A 16,550-nucleotide genomic window follows, 5' to 3' on the forward strand; every position below is an offset into this window, starting at 1 on the left:
TATATGTTTTTGCCCGCATACAGCGTATCCCGCGGAGGCTATGACGACCTTGCCGCGGTTATAGATCGCGCACACTATACGCGCGTCGCCCTCATCGGCGGAGAGCGCGCCTTGGCCGCGGCCGCCCCGAAGATTCGAGAAGCCGTCCGTGCCTCCGGTGCCGATGTGGTGGCCGAGGTCGTCTACGGCACCGAATGTAGCCAAGAAAATATAGACCGCCTGGCGAACGACGACGCCGTGCGCGCGGCCGATGTCCTCTTTGCGGTGGGCGGCGGCAAGGCCATCGACACCGTAAAGGTGCTGTCCCTCGCGCTCGATCTGCCCGTATTCGCCTTTCCCACCATCTGCTCCAACTGCGCGGCCATGACCGCCATCGCCGTAGTCTACCATCCCGACGGCAGCCTGTCGCACTACGCCTTTCCGCATGCGCCCCGCCACGTCTTTATCGACCTCGAGACCATCGCCAATGCCCCCGACATCTACTTTTGGGCGGGAATCGGCGACGGCATCAGCAAACAGGCGGAGGTCACCTTTGCCGCTCGCGGCGAAGCTCTCGACCACACCGCCCGGCTGGGCCTCGGCATCGCACAGACCTGCGAAGCGCCGCTGATCGAATACGCAGAGGCGGGACTCCAAGACGTAAAGGCGCATCGCGTAAGCCGCGCGGTCGAAGAAGTCGCACTCGATATTTTGGTCTCTACCGGCTATGTATCCAATCTCACCAATCAGGACGCATACTACTACAACTCGTCTTTGGCACACGTCTTCTTCGATACCTCCTGCTCGGTCGTCCGCGAAGGCAGCTACCTACACGGCGAAGTGGTCGCCTTTGGCGTCATGGTGCTTCACGCCTACGACGACAACGCGACGGAACTCGAAAAAATCGCCCGCTTTAACCGCTCCCTGGGCCTTCCCGTCACCCTGGCGGAAATCGGCCTTTCCGAATCCGATCTCGACGGCATGATGGCACTCGCGCCCGAAACCATCGAGTTTCAGCGCGCCCGCACGCCCTTATCGGCGGATCGGCTCAAAGAAGCCGCCATTCGGGCAGACGCCTTCGGACGGACTTTGTTATAATAGAATCACGATCGATCGAGGGTCCTTCGGGGCCCTCTTTCTTTCGCCGCACGCTTTATCCCTTTATAGCGAAGTCTTACATATATACCAACTTCGCCGAGAATTCGATAGGAGATGAGGATGAAACGAAAAATTTTGGCCGCCGCACTGCTGCTCCTGCTGCTCTTTTCGGGCACGAGCCTTGCACAAGGCGACATTCGCCTGTGGATTTACGGCGACTACATCGAAAGTGATGTGGCGCCCTATATCAAAAACGACCGCACCATGGTCCCCCTTCGAGTCATCTCGGAGGAGCTGGACAAAGATGTGATATGGGTGCCCGAGTACCTGTCGGTCGTGATCGGAAATACCTATAACGACTTCGAAGACGCCGTCATCTTTCGGATCGGCGACCGAAATTTGTACCATGCCGACGGCTATATCATGGCCAAACTCGACGCCCCGCCCGAAATTCGCGGCGACCGCACCTTCGTGCCCCTGCGCGCCGTGGCGGAAGCTTTGCAGATGGAGATCGGTTGGGACGGCGCCCACCGCACGGTGTATATCGGTTCCGACTATCGGCCGCCGAAATACGACCGCCGGCAGATGCATCTGCGGATAGAGGGCAAGGACTACCCCATTCCCGTGCAGTATCAGGGAGAGGAACTCTATGGGGAGCTCACTGCGGTCGCCGACGCATTTGGGTACCGACTTACTTATGAAACGGCACCCTATGGCGGGGAAGGCACGGCCGGCTATTTGACACAGCCAAACGGTAGGAAGATTCTTGCCTGGTATTCAGTTAGGGTAGATGGAATTGACTTCTCAAATAATCCTGAAACTAGATCGCTCATTAAACTCCATGGCCGCGACTTTATATCCATGTCTATACTGGCTGATGCACTACACATGTACTATGCAGAAGATTCAGAAGCCGGAATTATCACATTAACGCCGGATACACGAAATGAAGAATACCCCATTATTTTCCACGATCCAGCTGACACATCCTCCGATTACGTAAAAACACCCGCTTCTTCTATCAAAATCCGTTATCAAAATGGTCGTTATGAACTCATCGGGATGGAAGAATATGGGGTTCATACAATAAAAGAGTTTCAAAATTCTTTTTATTTTGATGAATCTGGGAATTTCACACTCGATAAAATGAACAAATTCAAGGGAGAAGCGAGGCTCTTATTTGATCACAACTACTATCTTTTATCTCGGAACGAGGGGTACGTCTTCTCTAATGCTTCCGGTTGATTTATGCAAAAGAAAAACGGACTACATGATTTGCTGTAGTCCGTTTTTCTTATAGGGATCGCGTTTATTGTTCGTGTTTCATTACTTCTTCTTTGCGACCGCCGGCAATTTTGTTGACGATGAAGAAGTAGAGCACAGCTCCTACGGCGCCGATGATATAGGCGACGGTCATCGGCAAGCGCAGGCCGATATCGGCACTGGCGATATAGCTTACGACGACGAAAGCGTAGAACAGCCCGGGGATCAAGGTGAGCCAGTAGGGCTTGTTGTGCATCTTCAGGTAGATGGAGATCAGCGCCAAGGCGAATACGGCCACCAGTTGGTTGGTAAAGCCGAAGTATCTCCAGAGGATTTGGAATCCTTCGCCGTTGGATTTTGCAAAGAACAGAATCAGCACCGCGGGAATAAAGAGCACCAAGGAAAGGAGCACGCGGTTTTTCGGCGTGGATTGGTCCATATTGATTTGCTCTGCCACCATCAGTCGCAGGGAACGGAATGCCGTATCGCCCGAGGTGATGGGAAGCACGATGACGCCCGCAATAGCAAAGAGACCGCCGACGGTACCCATAAATTCGCGGGAAATGTTCCCGACCATCAGGGTCGCGTTGGTGTCAATGGCGGCACCGCGGTTAAATACGATCATGGCACCGGCCGCCCAGACCATGGCGATAAAGCCTTCGATGATCATGGAGTTGTAGAAGATGCCGCGACCTTCGTGTTCGGATTTAACCGTACGGGAAATCAGGGTTGCCTGGGATCCGTGGAAACCGGACATAATACCGCAGGCGACGGTGATAAAGAACACGGGGATAAACATTTGACCCGTGGGGTGCTTGGAGAGCAATGCCCCTTCGGTGATATTGTGCATATCGGGCGCGCCGTTTAGCAGGATGCCGATAAAGATAAATACCGCCGACAGCACCAATACGGCGCCGAAAATCGGGTAGATTCTTCCGATAATCTTATCGATGGGGAAAAGGGTCGCCACGATGTAGTACAAGAGAATGCCCGCATAGGCGATCCAAATCGCGGTGCCGTTTACGTCCATGCCCAAGAGGTCGTTTACGATCAAGTCCCCGGGGGTGTAGATAAATACGACGCCGGTGAGGAGCATCAGAATACAGATGATGACGATGTAGATTTTGTTGGCCTTAGACCCCATGTATTTGGTGATCAGACGGGGCACTTGCCAGCCGTTGTTGCGCATGGAGATCATGCCGACGAAATAGTCGTGTACCGCGCCGGCCAGTACACAGCCGATGGGAATCGTCAAAAATGCGATGGGCCCGAACAAAATCCCTTGAATGGGTCCCAAAATGGGGCCGGTGCCCGCGATATTTAACAATTCGATAAGCGCGTTTCTGCCTTTGCTCATCTCTACATAGTCGACGCCGTCTGCCAGGCGAACGGCGGGGGTGTCTCGGTCGTCCGGACCGAAGATCTTTTCTACGAATTTGCCGTAGAAGAAGCCGCCGACGATGAGGATGACCAAACCCAAGATAAATAAAGCCATAGTTCCTCCTAAATACTGTAAAATATTGCTTTCATATCTATTCTACTGTTTTTACACTTACCCTTCAACACCGATCTTTCACCAAATTGTTGCAAAGTTTTTGCTTTTTCTGTGAAATGGGTTCGAATTTAGGGATTGTTCTCGTTTGCACGTCGATATCAAAATTTTCGCAAAACGAAAAACATCCGCTCAAAGCGGATGTCATCGCCTGCGTACGACTTCGGCGGGAACGCCGACGACGGTTACATTTTCCTCTACATTGTCTAAGACGACGGCGCCGGCGCCGACCTTTACATCGTCGCCGATTTCAACCGGTCCCAAGATGGTGCTGCGCGCCCCGAGCATCACCCGATCGCCGATGGTGGGGTGGCGCTTGGTCTTGCTTAGCCCCCGCCCGCCCAAGGTGACGCCGTGGTAGATGGTCACGTCGTCGCCGATTTCTGCGGTCTCGCCGATCACCACGCCCATGCCGTGGTCGATAAACAGGCGCTTGCCGATCTTTGCGCCGGGATGGATTTCGATGCCCGTCTTTCTGCGAGCGCGGTGGGATAAGAACCGCGCCAGGGTAAAGTGGCCCCGTATGTAGAGGCGGTGGGCGCGCCTATGGCTCAAGAGCGCCTCCACCACCGGATAGAGAAACATGGCTTCGAACATATTCTTGCACGCCGGGTCCTTCTCGAGGATGACACGGGCGATTTCTCTGCGTTCCTTAAAAAACATAGCTACCCGAAGAGCTCCGTGGACATATAGCGCTCCGCCGCATCGGGAAGGACGGTGACCACATTGCCCTTCACTTCTTCGGCGAGGCGTAGCGCGCCCACGACATTGGCGCCGGCGGAGATCCCCACGCTCAGGCCTTCTTCCGCCGCGAGTTTCTTCGCCATGGCGATGGCCGCATCGCCTTCGACAGTGAGGATGCGATCCACCACCTCGGGGTCGTAGTTGCCCGGTACGAAGTTTGCGCCGATGCCCTGAATCTTGTGTCCGCCCGCCTTTCCGGCAGAGAGCAAGGGACTTTCCGCGGGCTCGAGCCCCACGATCAGCGTGTTTTTTTTGTGCGCCTTCAGCGCGCGGCCGACGCCCGTGACCGTGCCGCCGGTTCCGATGCCTGCGACAAAGGCGTCGATCGCATCGAGTGCTTTGAGGATTTCGGGACCCGTGATCTCCTCGTGGGTGCGGGGGTTGGCGGGATTGTTGAATTGATCGGCCATAAAGTACGCGCCGCTCTCTGCGAGTTCCTTCGCTTTATCGACCGCCGCCTGCATGCCACCCTCTTTGACCAAGAGGAGTTCGGCGCCGAAGGAGCGGATCAGCTTCTTGCGCTCTTCGCTCATCGAAGCGGGCATGACGATGGTCGCCGGATAGCCCAGTTGCTTGCCGATCATCGCCAAAGCGATACCGGTGTTGCCCGATGTGGGCTCGACGATCTTCATGCCGGGCTTCAGGGCGCCGCGTTCTATGGCGTCTTCGATCATGGCGCGGGCGACACGGTCTTTTATGCTCATGGCGGGGTTATTTTTCTCGAGCTTGGCATAAATTCTGCCGCCGCCCATTGAGAGTTGGACCAGAGGGGTGTTCCCTACGGTTTCGATAATTTTCATTTCAAATCCTACCTTTCCGCTTCGAATTACATACGCTCATAGTATACCGAAATATATCATTTGTAAACGGAAAACGAGAATTCCCAAGATCTTTGCACCGATCCCCGTTATAGATCGAAGATCGCCGATGTATTCGCCGGCCGCCGAAAAATTTTTCACCCGAAACGGGAAAAAGCGTCCCCCTCGGACGCTTTTATAGGGCGATCGTACTGCCGATGCCCTTGCTTTTTGCGGTCTGATACAGCGCTTCGGCGGTGACAATGTCGAATACCGCCGAGCCCGTGCTCTTAAATACGGTGATCTCCTCGTCGGATTCGCGGCCCGTCGCCGCTTCGAGCACCAGCTCGCCCAGTTCGTGCTGCAACTTTTCTTTTCCGACGCGGCCGTCTTTTACGGGTTGCATCATGTCCCCCGCCTCGTTCATAACGCCGTCGACGGTGTCCAAAAATACCTTGTCCGCCCGCACCACGATCTCGGGATCCAGTTCGATCATCTCGGGCGTATAGGCGCCCATGCCGTTAATATGGCAGCCCGCCTTTACCTTCGATCCGTCGAATACCGGCTCTTTTGCGGTGGTGACAGCGGTGATGACATCGGCATTCTCGATCACGCCGTCGAGATCCGACACGGCGATCAGCTCTGCACCGTAGGGGGCCATATGCTCTTTTACGCCCTCGACGAAGGCCTCGGCTTTTTCTTGCTTGCGGTTAAACACATAGGCCGTCTGAATATCGCGCACGGCGAGCACCGCCTCGAGCTGGCTTTCGGCCTGACCGCCGGTGCCGATCAGAAGAAAAGTCTTAGCGTCTTTTCGCGCCAAAAGATCCGTCGCCGCCCCGGCGAGGGCGCCGGTACGCATTTTTGTGAGTTCCGTTCCGTCGAGAATCCCCTTTACCGCGCCGGTCTCTTTTTCCATCACCAGCACCGTGGCGGAAAGCGACGGCAGATTGCGCGCTGCATTGTTGGGATAGACCGAGACGATCTTAATCCCCAGCGCGTTTTCCCCTTCGACCACGCCCGGCATAAAAAGCGCCTGCCCTTCGGCATCTTTTACGTCGATATTCGTCCGCAAGGGAATATCGCATTGCTTCTTCGAATACATCGCCGCCGCGGATTTGTCCGCCTCGATCCATTCGCGCATCGACATGGCGCCCCTTACTTCGGAACCGTTTAATACCAAAATTTCCATACGACCTCCTCAATATCCGCATACAATCGTTACTCTTCTTTCATCATACTACGCCCGAGAAAAAAATTCACGGCGGATTTTTGCACGAAAAAAGCGCCCCGAGACGAGGCGCTTTTACGAAATTAGAGCGTACACTGCAGCTTGTTCACCAGAACCGGTACCTTGGCGAGGTTCAGCACCCGATCGGAAACCGAACCCAAGAGGGTCCGCGAGAATCCGCCGAGTCCCCGGCTTCCGATGACGATCAGATCTACCTCGTTTTCGTCGGCATGGGCGATAATCTCTTCCGCCGCCTTGCCGATGCGATAGCAGGTGTCGATCTCACCGTCGTATTCCAGATATTCGAGGGCTTTGTCCAGCACGTGTTCGCCGCGTACGCTCTGGGCTTTTTTGAAGTCCGTCGTCAAAAAATTGCCCGGATACTGTTCGATCACATTGATATCCGTGAGCACGGTTAAAATGTACAGCTTCGAGGAAAATGCCTTGGCGAGCTTTTCCGCTTCCTTCAGGGCACAATACGAGTCCTGAGAACCGTCGACGGGCACTAAGATTTTTTCATACATAGCTATCCCTCCTTGTACTATACCTATACCCGCACGCGCCAAAAGAAAACCCTTCCACGCCCCAGAAACCGCGATCTTTCTGTTTGAAGTGCACATTTTAGAGTATACTCAAAGAGAGAATCTTATGCGAACAAAAGGATGGAGAGAACCATGAAACGAAAAATTTTACGCATCGCTTCCGGCCAAGCCGGCATCGACGGCGCCGGCGTGGCGCTCAAAAACGTCATGGGAAGAAGCACCATGTACGACGCCGACCCGCTACTGCTCTTAGACGCCTTCGATTCTTCCGATCCCGCGGAATACGAAAAGGGATTCCCCATGCACCCGCACCGGGGCATCGAAACCATATCCTATGTGGTAGAGGGCACCATGGTCCACAAAGACTCCCTCGGAAACGAAGACGCCGTATCCGACGGCGGCGTGCAATGGATGACCGCCGGCAGCGGCATCTTTCACGAAGAAATGATGCCCGCCGTCAAGCGCCTCTACGGCGTGCAGCTCTGGCTAAACCTCGCCAAGAAAGACAAATTTGCGCCCCCCGCCTATAAGGCCATCGATTCTGCAGAAATCGAAGATATTCCCTTCGACGGCGGCCATCTGCGCCTATTGGCGGGCGAATACAACGGACATACGGGCTTTCAATCGCCCTATCAGCCCGTCAACTACTACGACGTGCACATCGAGCCGGGCCGCAAATTCACGACCAAAGTCGATTCCGACGCCGCCATCACCGTCTTTGCCCTGCGCGGGGCGGTACAAATCGGCGGGGAAACCCTCCCCCATTTCGAAGCGGCCATCCTCACCGAAGGCGACAAACTCGTCCTCGAAAACCCCGGCGGCGAAGAGATCTCCGTACTCGTCTTCCAGTCACAAAAAATCGGAGAACCCATCGCCTGGCGGCCCGGTCCCATCGTCATGAACACCGAAGAAGAACTCGATACCGCCTATGACGAAGTCCGAAACGGCGGGTTTATTAAAGAAAAAATTCATATGGAAAAATAAAAAAGACGCCTCCGGGCGTCTTTCTTGTGCGCGACATTTCCTCATGCCTGCCGGTGGCCGTCAATTACAGAGAATCGACAAACGCTCTGAACTCTTCCATAGAATGGCACACCGCGACGACATCGTCGCTCGCCTTGACCAAAAACGGAATCCCCCGCTCCGCCACAACCGCATGCACAAAAAATGCGAAAAGCGGTAGATTCGCTCATGTCCATCGATTCGCAAATTTCTGCGAATGCCTCCATGCGATCTTCGTCCAATTCGATCGTAACCGTACGTTTTGCCATACGCCTTCACCTTCGGCACCATCTTATCAGAGCGGAGCGCACTTTTCTTCCCAAATCTTCCATCTGCGCCATTGCTTTTATCCCCAAACATGCGATAACGGGGCCAGAGGTGATGATATGGCAGACAAAAAGAACGACGGAGCGCGTCTCGAAGAAATTCCCAACGAGACCACGATGGCCGCCCTGCGAGAAGCCGAGGACGACGAGAATATGTTCGGCCCCTACGACACCATAGAAGAATTGATGGCGGCACTCCAAGCGGATTGAGGCCACTGCAAAAAGAACGGGCAAAAATCTCCCGTCCTTTTGTGTTTTTGGCCTACTGCCGATAAAAAGATATTGGGTTGTCGTTTCACCGAATCCAGTCTTCTAATCGGTACGCTTCAGGAATTCTGCCTTCTTTTTGATACTCAATAAATTCTTCTTTTGTCAGTGTGTTTATTTTTACAAATTTTGTGATTATATCGTTTTTGTTTAATGGGTTTGGTTTATTTATTAAAAGCTCATCATAGGGTACATAGTCTGGTCGAATTAAATGACTTGCATCGGACGGCACAATGGGCGCATATCCATCGGCTTCGTGTTGAAAATCTTTGTTCTTCACAGTATCACCCCTTACGATCCTTCTACCCTTTTTCTTCTCACAATCGCACCCTTCGTCCGAAGTGGCATTTCTACGGACACAAACTTTTCTACTTAAGGCCTTCCGACCCGGAAATGCGGGAATAACAGACGACGGGATTTGAACCTGCGACCTTACCTTGAATCACCCCCGCGTGTGCGGGAATAACGGCGCTTCTTCCCTACGGTTCAAATATACCCTAGGATCATCCCCGCGTAGGCGGGAATACAAATCGATCCAAGTACAAGAAAGAACACCTCCGTTTGTCTATGCAAAGCCTATATGATCATTATACCGCATATCCCACCGCAAGTGACGAGACTGCCCCCGTCTGCGGCGATAGAGATTTTCGAATCCCACGAGAAAGCAGCACATCGAAGAAACGGCGTTGATACCGCCCCTACTTTCGCCTATACTGGCCATAAGACAAAGATCGTGGAACAAACACCGGAAAACTCCATAAAAAATTTATGATCCGTGAGGAGGGCGACATGGAAAAGAAAATCAAAGACACAATGACACTGGAAGAATACAAGAAAGCCATCGAACAGCGGTTGTTGGAGTTCAACAGGAAGGAAAAGACAGAGGGCTTTATGTTGGGGTACGAGGAAGACTTTCAGGATTACTACAACGACGACTGGCCTGTGAACGCAGTGGCGACGGCAATGGAAATGGGACTATAAAAGTAGATTTGAAAAAATATATGGGGGAATTCTATGAAAAAGGATTATGTGGAATTTCTAGCAGATGATAGAGATCAACTCGAAACCTTGAGGATGATTCGGAATATGTCAGACGAGGAGTTCGAAGCGCATATTGCAGAGCTTAAGAAACAGGAAGAAAAAGAGTTCGCAGAAGACAAGAAATAAAAGCGCCAGTAACAGAAAAATGTTGCGGGTGCTTTTTTGATGCAATATAGCAAAACTTGCAACTTATAGGCATGCACTAAAAAAGTAGAAATTGGAAAGAATCACCCCCGCGTGTGCGGGAATAACTATTCAAATCTTCTAGGTTCGTCGTATTGGTTGGGATCATCCCCGCGTGTGCGGGAATAACGTGTTGTAGTAAATCTCCGCCGACCAGGTGCCGGGATCACCCCCGCGTGTGCGGGAATAACGTTCTGACCTTTGTCCATTTTCTCTTAACCATGGGATCACCCCCGCGTGTGCGGGAATAACAAGCCGATCAACTCGCGCGAGATCAACGAGGCGGGATCACCCCCGCGTGTGCGGGAATAACGATTGCTTCGAAATGAAGTGGTCGCACAAGGCGGGATCACCCCCGCGTGTGCGGGAATAACAGGTTCTGTTATCTTTTCTGTTGTTTAATGGAGGGATCACCCCCGCGTGTGCGGGAATAACTCTTTCTATGCGCTTTCGTGTAGGCGTGCATAAGGATCACCCCCGCGTGTGCGGGAATAACAGGTTCTGTTATCTTTTCTGTTGTTTAATGGAGGGATCACCCCCGCGTGTGCGGGAATAACTCTTTCTATGCGCTTTCGTGTAGGCGTGCATAAGGATCACCCCCGCGTGTGCGGGAATAACTCTGTCTCGCCAATTCACGGGGAAATACATATGGGATCACCCCCGCGTGTGCGGGAATAACCCGCAAAAAGCGCTTGTCCATCATCTCGATCAGGGATCACCCCCGCGTGTGCGGGAATAACCTCTGGAATGATTTCTACACCCACGCAAAGAAGGGATCACCCCCGCGTGTGCGGGAATAACATCATTTTGGCGGACAAGAGCATTTCCAACTCGGGATCACCCCCGCGTGTGCGGGAATAACTCCATAAGGCCTTTTAAGCTGTCGAGATTGTTGGGATCACCCCCGCGTGTGCGGGAATAACTTCATTCTCCTTTTGATCCTTGGGGTCCTGTGGGGATCACCCCCGCGTGTGCGGGAATAACGGATGACTTTTGATGGCGTCTTGCGCAAGTATGGGATCACCCCCGCGTGTGCGGGAATAACCTCGCCACAATCGCATCGGCACGTCCAATAGTGGGATCACCCCCGCGTGTGCGGGAATAACGCAAGACCGATAACTTTACCATCGACTACACAGGGATCACCCCCGCGTGTGCGGGAATAACCCGTCAGCACCATCTACGACGAGGTGATCCCAGGGATCACCCCCGCGTGTGCGGGAATAACTCTGCATAAAGCACCGTTTCGCGGACTTTCCCGGGATCACCCCCGCGTGTGCGGGAATAACGAGAGCGCCTTGCCACCCGCACCGGGTATATGGGGATCACCCCCGCGTGTGCGGGAATAACATCCTTATCCGTGTCGGAGATAATAGGTGGCCTGGGATCACCCCCGCGTGTGCGGGAATAACTCTACTTTTATGTTGAAAACTCAGTCTTTATAGGGATCACCCCCGCGTGTGCGGGAATAACCCGTCAGCACCATCTACGACGAGGTGATCCCAGGGATCACCCCCGCGTGTGCGGGAATAACCTATAAAAAGTAGACCGGACATGTCGTGTCCGGGGATCACCCCCGCGTGTGCGGGAATAACTTACACGATGTCCACAAGCGTTAATTCGGGTAGGGATCACCCCCGCGTGTGCGGGAATAACTTCTGATGACGGCCATGGGTCTTGTTGCAGTAGGGATCACCCCCGCGTGTGCGGGAATAACGTCTCGGCAAGTCCTTTTACGCCTATCGCAATGGGATCACCCCCGCGTGTGCGGGAATAACAACCAGATCACATGATGGCCGCCGCCCTGGAGGGGATCACCCCCGCGTGTGCGGGAATAACTTCCACATCCGAAACGGCCAGCACCATATCCCGGGATCACCCCCGCGTGTGCGGGAATAACATCTTAAGGAGCCGATACTGATCGATCGCGTCGGGATCACCCCCGCGTGTGCGGGAATAACAGATTTGGTAAAGTTTTGTTTTTCTTGGCCGCGGGATCACCCCCGCGTGTGCGGGAATAACAACTTCAATTTTTCTTCGTCGAGAAGCGTCCCGGGATCACCCCCGCGTGTGCGGGAATAACCTATATGTAAGGGAGGGGGCGATCCCTCCCAGGGGATCACCCCCGCGTGTGCGGGAATAACGAGCCACTGTGCGATGTAATAGGCAGAATACAGGGATCACCCCCGCGTGTGCGGGAATAACTGGAGTATGAACGCACAAAAAAGCCGTTTATAGGGATCACCCCCGCGTGTGCGGGAATAACAGTAAGGGCCAAAATTAAAAGGCCCCTACCCCGGGATCACCCCCGCGTGTGCGGGAATAACCAATAAAACGCTCATAATATCTAGCTTCTTCTGGGATCACCCCCGCGTGTGCGGGAATAACTTCAGTCTCCTTTTTGATTCCTGGGGCCTGTGGGGATCACCCCCGCGTGTGCGGGAATAACAGGTCTTTAGAACTTGGCAGGGTCCGTCTACGGGGATCACCCCCGCGTGTGCGGGAATAACCCGTGGCCGCTACGGCAGTGGGCGGAGCGAGCGGGATCACCCCCGCGTGTGCGGGAATAACTTGTCCATGCAACATCGACACCGTGCTCTGTAAGGATCACCCCCGCGTGTGCGGGAATAACTCACCTTAATCCCGATCGACCATTTCGCCGCGGGGATCACCCCCGCGTGTGCGGGAATAACTTATATGGACCGTATGGAGGTGATCCTATGATGGGATCACCCCCGCGTGTGCGGGAATAACGAGACAATCCGACCCCAGACCATCGCCGATTGGGGATCACCCCCGCGTGTGCGGGAATAACTGAGAGATGGCTATCATCGATTGGATTGGCCGGGGATCACCCCCGCGTGTGCGGGAATAACTTATATGGACCGTATGGAGGTGATTTTATGATGGGATCACCCCCGCGTGTGCGGGAATAACGACGTATAGCTCTTTGTCTATCTCATCTTTATGGGATCACCCCCGCGTGTGCGGGAATAACCGTGTCTGTGGCTCTTGCTTTAGATATGTGACGGGATCACCCCCGCGTGTGCGGGAATAACATATTTCTGAATCAACGGAATCCCACGTCTCTGGGATCACCCCCGCGTGTGCGGGAATAACGCCATTAGGCTGTAATGCCTTCATCGCGATATGGGATCACCCCCGCGTGTGCGGGAATAACGAGCCGTATACAGATTTTTCCGAGGTGTCGAAGGGATCACCCCCGCGTGTGCGGGAATAACAAGTCAGCATGCGCCCCGCGGTCGACCTCGCCGGGATCACCCCCGCGTGTGCGGGAATAACAGTAAGGGATCCCCTATATTTAGCCGTTTCTATTTTCGCGTTTCCGTAAATTTCTTTACTTTCAACGCCAGTGCCCCGGTGAGTTTTGCATCCTCGAGTGCTCTGTGCGGTACCTCTTTTTCTATCCCATAGGCCTCTAAGGCAGTTTGTAATTTATAGTTTTTTAAAAACATTTTTTCCCGTTTTACATACTCCTTGAGGTCGAATGTCTTGTTCCGGATTTTGTCTTGTCCTATTTTCTTCAAGTTATAATTGATAAATCGAATATCGAAGTCGATATTATATCCTACGATATCATGGTTGCCGATAAAATTCACGACTTCTTGTAAAATCCTCTGTAGATCGCGTCCCTCCGCTTTCAAATCTTCAGTCTGAATGCCCGTAAGCGACGTAATCTTTGGCGGCAAATTGCCTTTATAAGCGACCAGAGAATGAAAGGTTTCAATATTTTTTCCGTCGACCTTTACGATTCCGATTTCGATGATTTTATTTTTCTTTTCGTCTAACCCGTCGGTCTCAATGTCTAATACTACATAGGACTTCGGCGACGTACTCTCTTCCTTTTTTCGGTAAGCGAATTTCTGAGCACGACGGAATTTTGCCGCATCACTAAATCCTGATTCCCGTTCTATATTCTGTGACCCTTCTCGATTTGGTATGCAAACTAAAGGGATGCCGTCACTGTCGACTACACTTCGATTGCCATTTATCATATCGAAATCGTATCCGAGTTCATTTCGACAGGCATAGGTTAGTGTTACTTCTCCGTTCTTTGCACTTTCCTTTACGCGCTCCCACAATTGCTCTCGTATTCGGGTGTTGATATTTCCCACATACACGCCGGTAGATATTTCCTGTAGCCATTTAGTCAGATCGCCGCGCAATGAAGGCGGTACTTTGGTCAATGTGATTACGGTCAAGGGCATATTATCCGTCCTCGCTGTAGTTTACTCCCTGCGCCAATAATTTTGCTTTATCATCCCATAAGTGAACAATATCGATCTCTAAGCGTTGTTCTTCTTCGACTTCCATCAAATCCTGCAGATCCGCTACGATTTGCCCCATAATTTTCCCATCGACAAAAGCATCCCTTACGCGATGCCGGGCCATGCTACCAATGTCATCATCCTCTTTGGCTTCGGCGGCGATTTCAAAAGCGATGGGTACGGTGGTCTCCACTTTATATAGATCGGCAATGTCGTAAACGAATGAAAGGTCGTGCCCCGTATGCACAAATCCCAAGCCGGGAGACATGCCTAAGGCGGTAACAATGCTGTGTACCAAACCGTATAAGCAAACGTGGCCGGCAGAAAGTGCCTGGTTTACGGCATTTGATGCTTCAAAATCCTCGGGATTATAGTCGCGCCCTTCCCACTGAACGCCATAGACTTTCGCGTATCTCCTATAAGCATAACGCACCCGCGCTCCTTCCCTTCCTCGTAGCTGCTGCATGGTTAGGCCGGTTACGTCTTCCTCGGGGAATCGCTTTTGATACATTTTCTTGGCGACGGCCAAACGGCTCCGGGTATTGCTTACGAGTTTGGCCTGTCGTTCCAAAAGTTTGGTGGAATGGGCAAGTGCCCGGCCGCTTGCGTACTGGCGCACGCCACGCTCTCCCACCCATAGTATGCTAGTGCCCGCTTCTCCGATCAATTCAACGGCTCTGTGACTGATGTCCGTTCCCGGTCCCAGCATCAATACGCCAATCATAGCAGCGGGAATTCGCACGATCCCTCGCCGATCCGATACGGTCACGGCGCTGTCGTGTCGATTGATTTTTGCATGCTCCACATAAATAAAGCTGACTCGATCCTTTATTCGCGGCAGTTCTCTAAGCTTCGTTTTCTCCGCTCCCGCAATGGGCCTCGTCATCGCAACACCGGAATTACGGTCATCATTCCAAAGCCATAGGCTTTTTTCTTTCCAAATCCCTTGATGAGCGTCTTTCGAAGCCGATCCGCATCGACAATTGTCAACTGTCCTTCGTAAGTTACTTTGTTTAATCGCATTTGTCTTTGTCCAGATTTTCTGTATAAGACAAAATCTCTCTCGACGATATAGAATTCCTCTTCATGGAGAGAAAATCCGTTTTTCTCTGCCCTCTCCATTAGGAATTGTCGTTGTGCCGCCTCGGTGATATGGGGTAGTACCCGCCCGCGTTCTCCCGTTTCGACATCTTTACGAGAAGCGATTACCGGGTTCAAGGTGACGCGAAACCTCGCTTGCATTCCATCCATTAAGCTGTTTAAAAATTTATCATATGATTTTGTCTGTGCCGTATTCTCTACGCCGAATTTCTCTAAAGCACGTAGATCTGGCTTTTCGGGGCTTACAATCAATAAATATTTACATCCGTTTAAAGGATCTATGCGCCAGAGTTTTCTGCTTCTCTGTCCACTTTTCATTTCTACGGGAAAACTACTTTCCACCCAATGGTGGAAGGCACCTACATGATTCAAACGCCGCATGGCCTCTCTATTCTCTCTGTCGATTTCCACTTGAGAGATATACATATCAACCCCCTATACTACCAAATATGTCGTGTTGTGTGCCTTCCGGAACATCTGATACTTCTACAAAAAGAACTGCTTCTCCACGATACGTGAAGCGACGATCTTTCTGAGAAAAAGAAACTACTCGGTCTTTCCTCATTTCTGTAATGCCGTCTGGCAACAAATGTGCATCTGCATAGATCGGAAGACGCGCTACTTTTTCTCTTCTCCGATACCATTTTTGTGCCTTCCATGGATACCGCCGCAAACAGGAAATCGGGTTGTCATCTTCGGTGCCTAGGATAAAATTCCAGGGCAAGGGTAGAGATCTTCTTCCCATATAGGGCTGAAAATATGGATGTTCTAATGCTTTTTGTATGTCTTCTATACGACGGCCATCCGAATGACTCAAAGCAATAAGAAACACCGCATCCTCTAAATAATACCGATTGGTGACATAAGGCTTGGACGGTTCTCTGATCAGTTTATGCTTCATCACAGTATGATAATCTCGCAATAAATTTCCGGGCTGATCGACGCGCAATGCAAAGTCTAGTTCATTGAGTGCTTGTATCTTGTCATCTTCCTCTCGTCGATATCCCATTGCCGCTGCTAATAAACCTATCACTGCGCTCTTCGATGGATGGGAATCGGTATGACGAGTCTCAAAATGGGACGATGTCCCGTAGGACTGAAGAGGCCCTGTAAAGTTCAGCAATATAGTCTTCAC

Annotated in this window: 16 protein-coding genes and 1 CRISPR repeat array; of the genes, 6 read left to right on the forward strand and 10 right to left on the reverse strand. The window is 52.3% G+C overall.

Annotation, left to right across the window (positions count from 1 at the left end; genetic code table 11):
- Positions 1 to 3: 3 nt before the first annotated feature.
- Entirely contained in the window at positions 4 to 1,077 is a 1,074-nt protein-coding gene (locus QO008_RS04020) for an iron-containing alcohol dehydrogenase family protein (protein WP_307384606.1), read from the forward strand.
- Positions 1,078 to 1,197: 120 nt separating this feature from the next.
- Positions 1,198 to 2,322: a stalk domain-containing protein gene (locus tag QO008_RS04025; RefSeq protein WP_307384608.1), complete on the forward strand. Its 1,125-nt coding sequence runs from the start codon at positions 1,198 to 1,200 to the stop codon at positions 2,320 to 2,322.
- 64 nt (positions 2,323 to 2,386) lie between these two features.
- Here the strand turns inward: QO008_RS04025 and QO008_RS04030 are convergent, their stop codons facing one another.
- The 5 genes from QO008_RS04030 to QO008_RS04050 all read right to left on the reverse strand — a co-directional run bounded on the left by QO008_RS04030 (position 2,387) and on the right by QO008_RS04050 (position 7,188).
- The gene (locus QO008_RS04030; protein WP_126466219.1) at positions 2,387 to 3,835 is read right to left on the reverse strand and encodes a carbon starvation CstA family protein; all 1,449 of its coding nucleotides are present in this window, start codon (positions 3,833 to 3,835) and stop codon (positions 2,387 to 2,389) included.
- A 201-nt stretch (positions 3,836 to 4,036) separates the two neighbouring features.
- Complete coding sequence (gene epsC / locus QO008_RS04035; RefSeq protein WP_126466220.1) at positions 4,037 to 4,555, reverse strand: serine O-acetyltransferase EpsC; 519 nt, start codon at positions 4,553 to 4,555, stop codon at positions 4,037 to 4,039.
- A gap of 2 nt (positions 4,556 to 4,557) precedes the next feature.
- Positions 4,558 to 5,436 (reverse strand): cysteine synthase A, encoded by an 879-nt coding sequence (gene cysK, locus QO008_RS04040; protein ID WP_307384612.1) that lies wholly within the window; start codon positions 5,434 to 5,436, stop codon positions 4,558 to 4,560.
- A gap of 193 nt (positions 5,437 to 5,629) precedes the next feature.
- The gene (locus QO008_RS04045; RefSeq protein WP_307384614.1) at positions 5,630 to 6,625 is read right to left on the reverse strand and encodes an ornithine cyclodeaminase family protein; all 996 of its coding nucleotides are present in this window, start codon (positions 6,623 to 6,625) and stop codon (positions 5,630 to 5,632) included.
- Positions 6,626 to 6,747: 122 nt separating this feature from the next.
- Complete coding sequence (locus QO008_RS04050; RefSeq protein WP_307384616.1) at positions 6,748 to 7,188, reverse strand: universal stress protein; 441 nt, start codon at positions 7,186 to 7,188, stop codon at positions 6,748 to 6,750.
- Between the two features lie 150 nt (positions 7,189 to 7,338).
- On the opposite strand from QO008_RS04050, the gene QO008_RS04055 reads away from it, so the two are divergent.
- Positions 7,339 to 8,190, forward strand: a complete 852-nt coding sequence (locus QO008_RS04055; RefSeq protein WP_307384618.1) for a pirin family protein — start codon at positions 7,339 to 7,341, stop codon at positions 8,188 to 8,190.
- A 404-nt stretch (positions 8,191 to 8,594) separates the two neighbouring features.
- Positions 8,595 to 8,744, forward strand: coding sequence for a hypothetical protein (locus tag QO008_RS04060; protein WP_307384620.1), 150 nt, complete (start codon positions 8,595 to 8,597; stop codon positions 8,742 to 8,744).
- 85 nt (positions 8,745 to 8,829) lie between these two features.
- On the opposite strand, the gene QO008_RS04065 is transcribed toward QO008_RS04060, so the two are convergent.
- Positions 8,830 to 9,081 (reverse strand): hypothetical protein, encoded by a 252-nt coding sequence (locus QO008_RS04065; RefSeq protein WP_307384622.1) that lies wholly within the window; start codon positions 9,079 to 9,081, stop codon positions 8,830 to 8,832.
- 509 nt (positions 9,082 to 9,590) lie between these two features.
- Here QO008_RS04065 and QO008_RS04070 point away from each other — a divergent pair.
- Together QO008_RS04070 and QO008_RS04075 are read left to right on the forward strand one after the other, a co-directional pair.
- Entirely contained in the window at positions 9,591 to 9,782 is a 192-nt protein-coding gene (locus QO008_RS04070; protein ID WP_307384624.1) for a hypothetical protein, read from the forward strand.
- Between the two features lie 33 nt (positions 9,783 to 9,815).
- Positions 9,816 to 9,968, forward strand: coding sequence for a hypothetical protein (locus tag QO008_RS04075; RefSeq protein WP_164715271.1), 153 nt, complete (start codon positions 9,816 to 9,818; stop codon positions 9,966 to 9,968).
- 97 nt (positions 9,969 to 10,065) lie between these two features.
- Positions 10,066 to 13,328: direct repeats of the CRISPR family, unit length 29 nt; unit sequence GGGATCACCCCCGCGTGTGCGGGAATAAC.
- A gap of 29 nt (positions 13,329 to 13,357) precedes the next feature.
- Here QO008_RS04075 and cas2e read toward each other — a convergent pair.
- From cas2e to cas5e, 4 genes are read right to left on the reverse strand one after another with little or no spacing between them, the layout of a single operon-like run.
- Positions 13,358 to 14,254 carry a type I-E CRISPR-associated endoribonuclease Cas2e gene (gene cas2e, locus QO008_RS04080; protein WP_307384627.1) on the reverse strand — a complete coding sequence of 299 codons (897 nt, stop codon included), beginning with the start codon at positions 14,252 to 14,254 and terminating at the stop codon, positions 13,358 to 13,360.
- 1 nt (position 14,255) lies between these two features.
- Positions 14,256 to 15,200: a type I-E CRISPR-associated endonuclease Cas1e gene (cas1e, locus tag QO008_RS04085; protein ID WP_307384629.1), complete on the reverse strand. Its 945-nt coding sequence runs from the start codon at positions 15,198 to 15,200 to the stop codon at positions 14,256 to 14,258.
- A complete protein-coding gene (gene cas6e, locus QO008_RS04090; protein WP_307384631.1) occupies positions 15,197 to 15,841 on the reverse strand; it encodes a type I-E CRISPR-associated protein Cas6/Cse3/CasE in 645 nt (214 codons plus the stop codon). The genes cas1e and cas6e overlap by 4 nt, the downstream gene beginning before the upstream one ends.
- Before the next feature lies 1 nt (position 15,842).
- A complete protein-coding gene (gene cas5e / locus QO008_RS04095; protein ID WP_307384632.1) occupies positions 15,843 to 16,550 on the reverse strand; it encodes a type I-E CRISPR-associated protein Cas5/CasD in 708 nt (235 codons plus the stop codon).

The organism is Aedoeadaptatus ivorii, assembly GCF_030815095.1.
Taxonomy (GTDB): Bacteria; Bacillota; Clostridia; order Tissierellales; family Peptoniphilaceae; genus Aedoeadaptatus; species Aedoeadaptatus ivorii.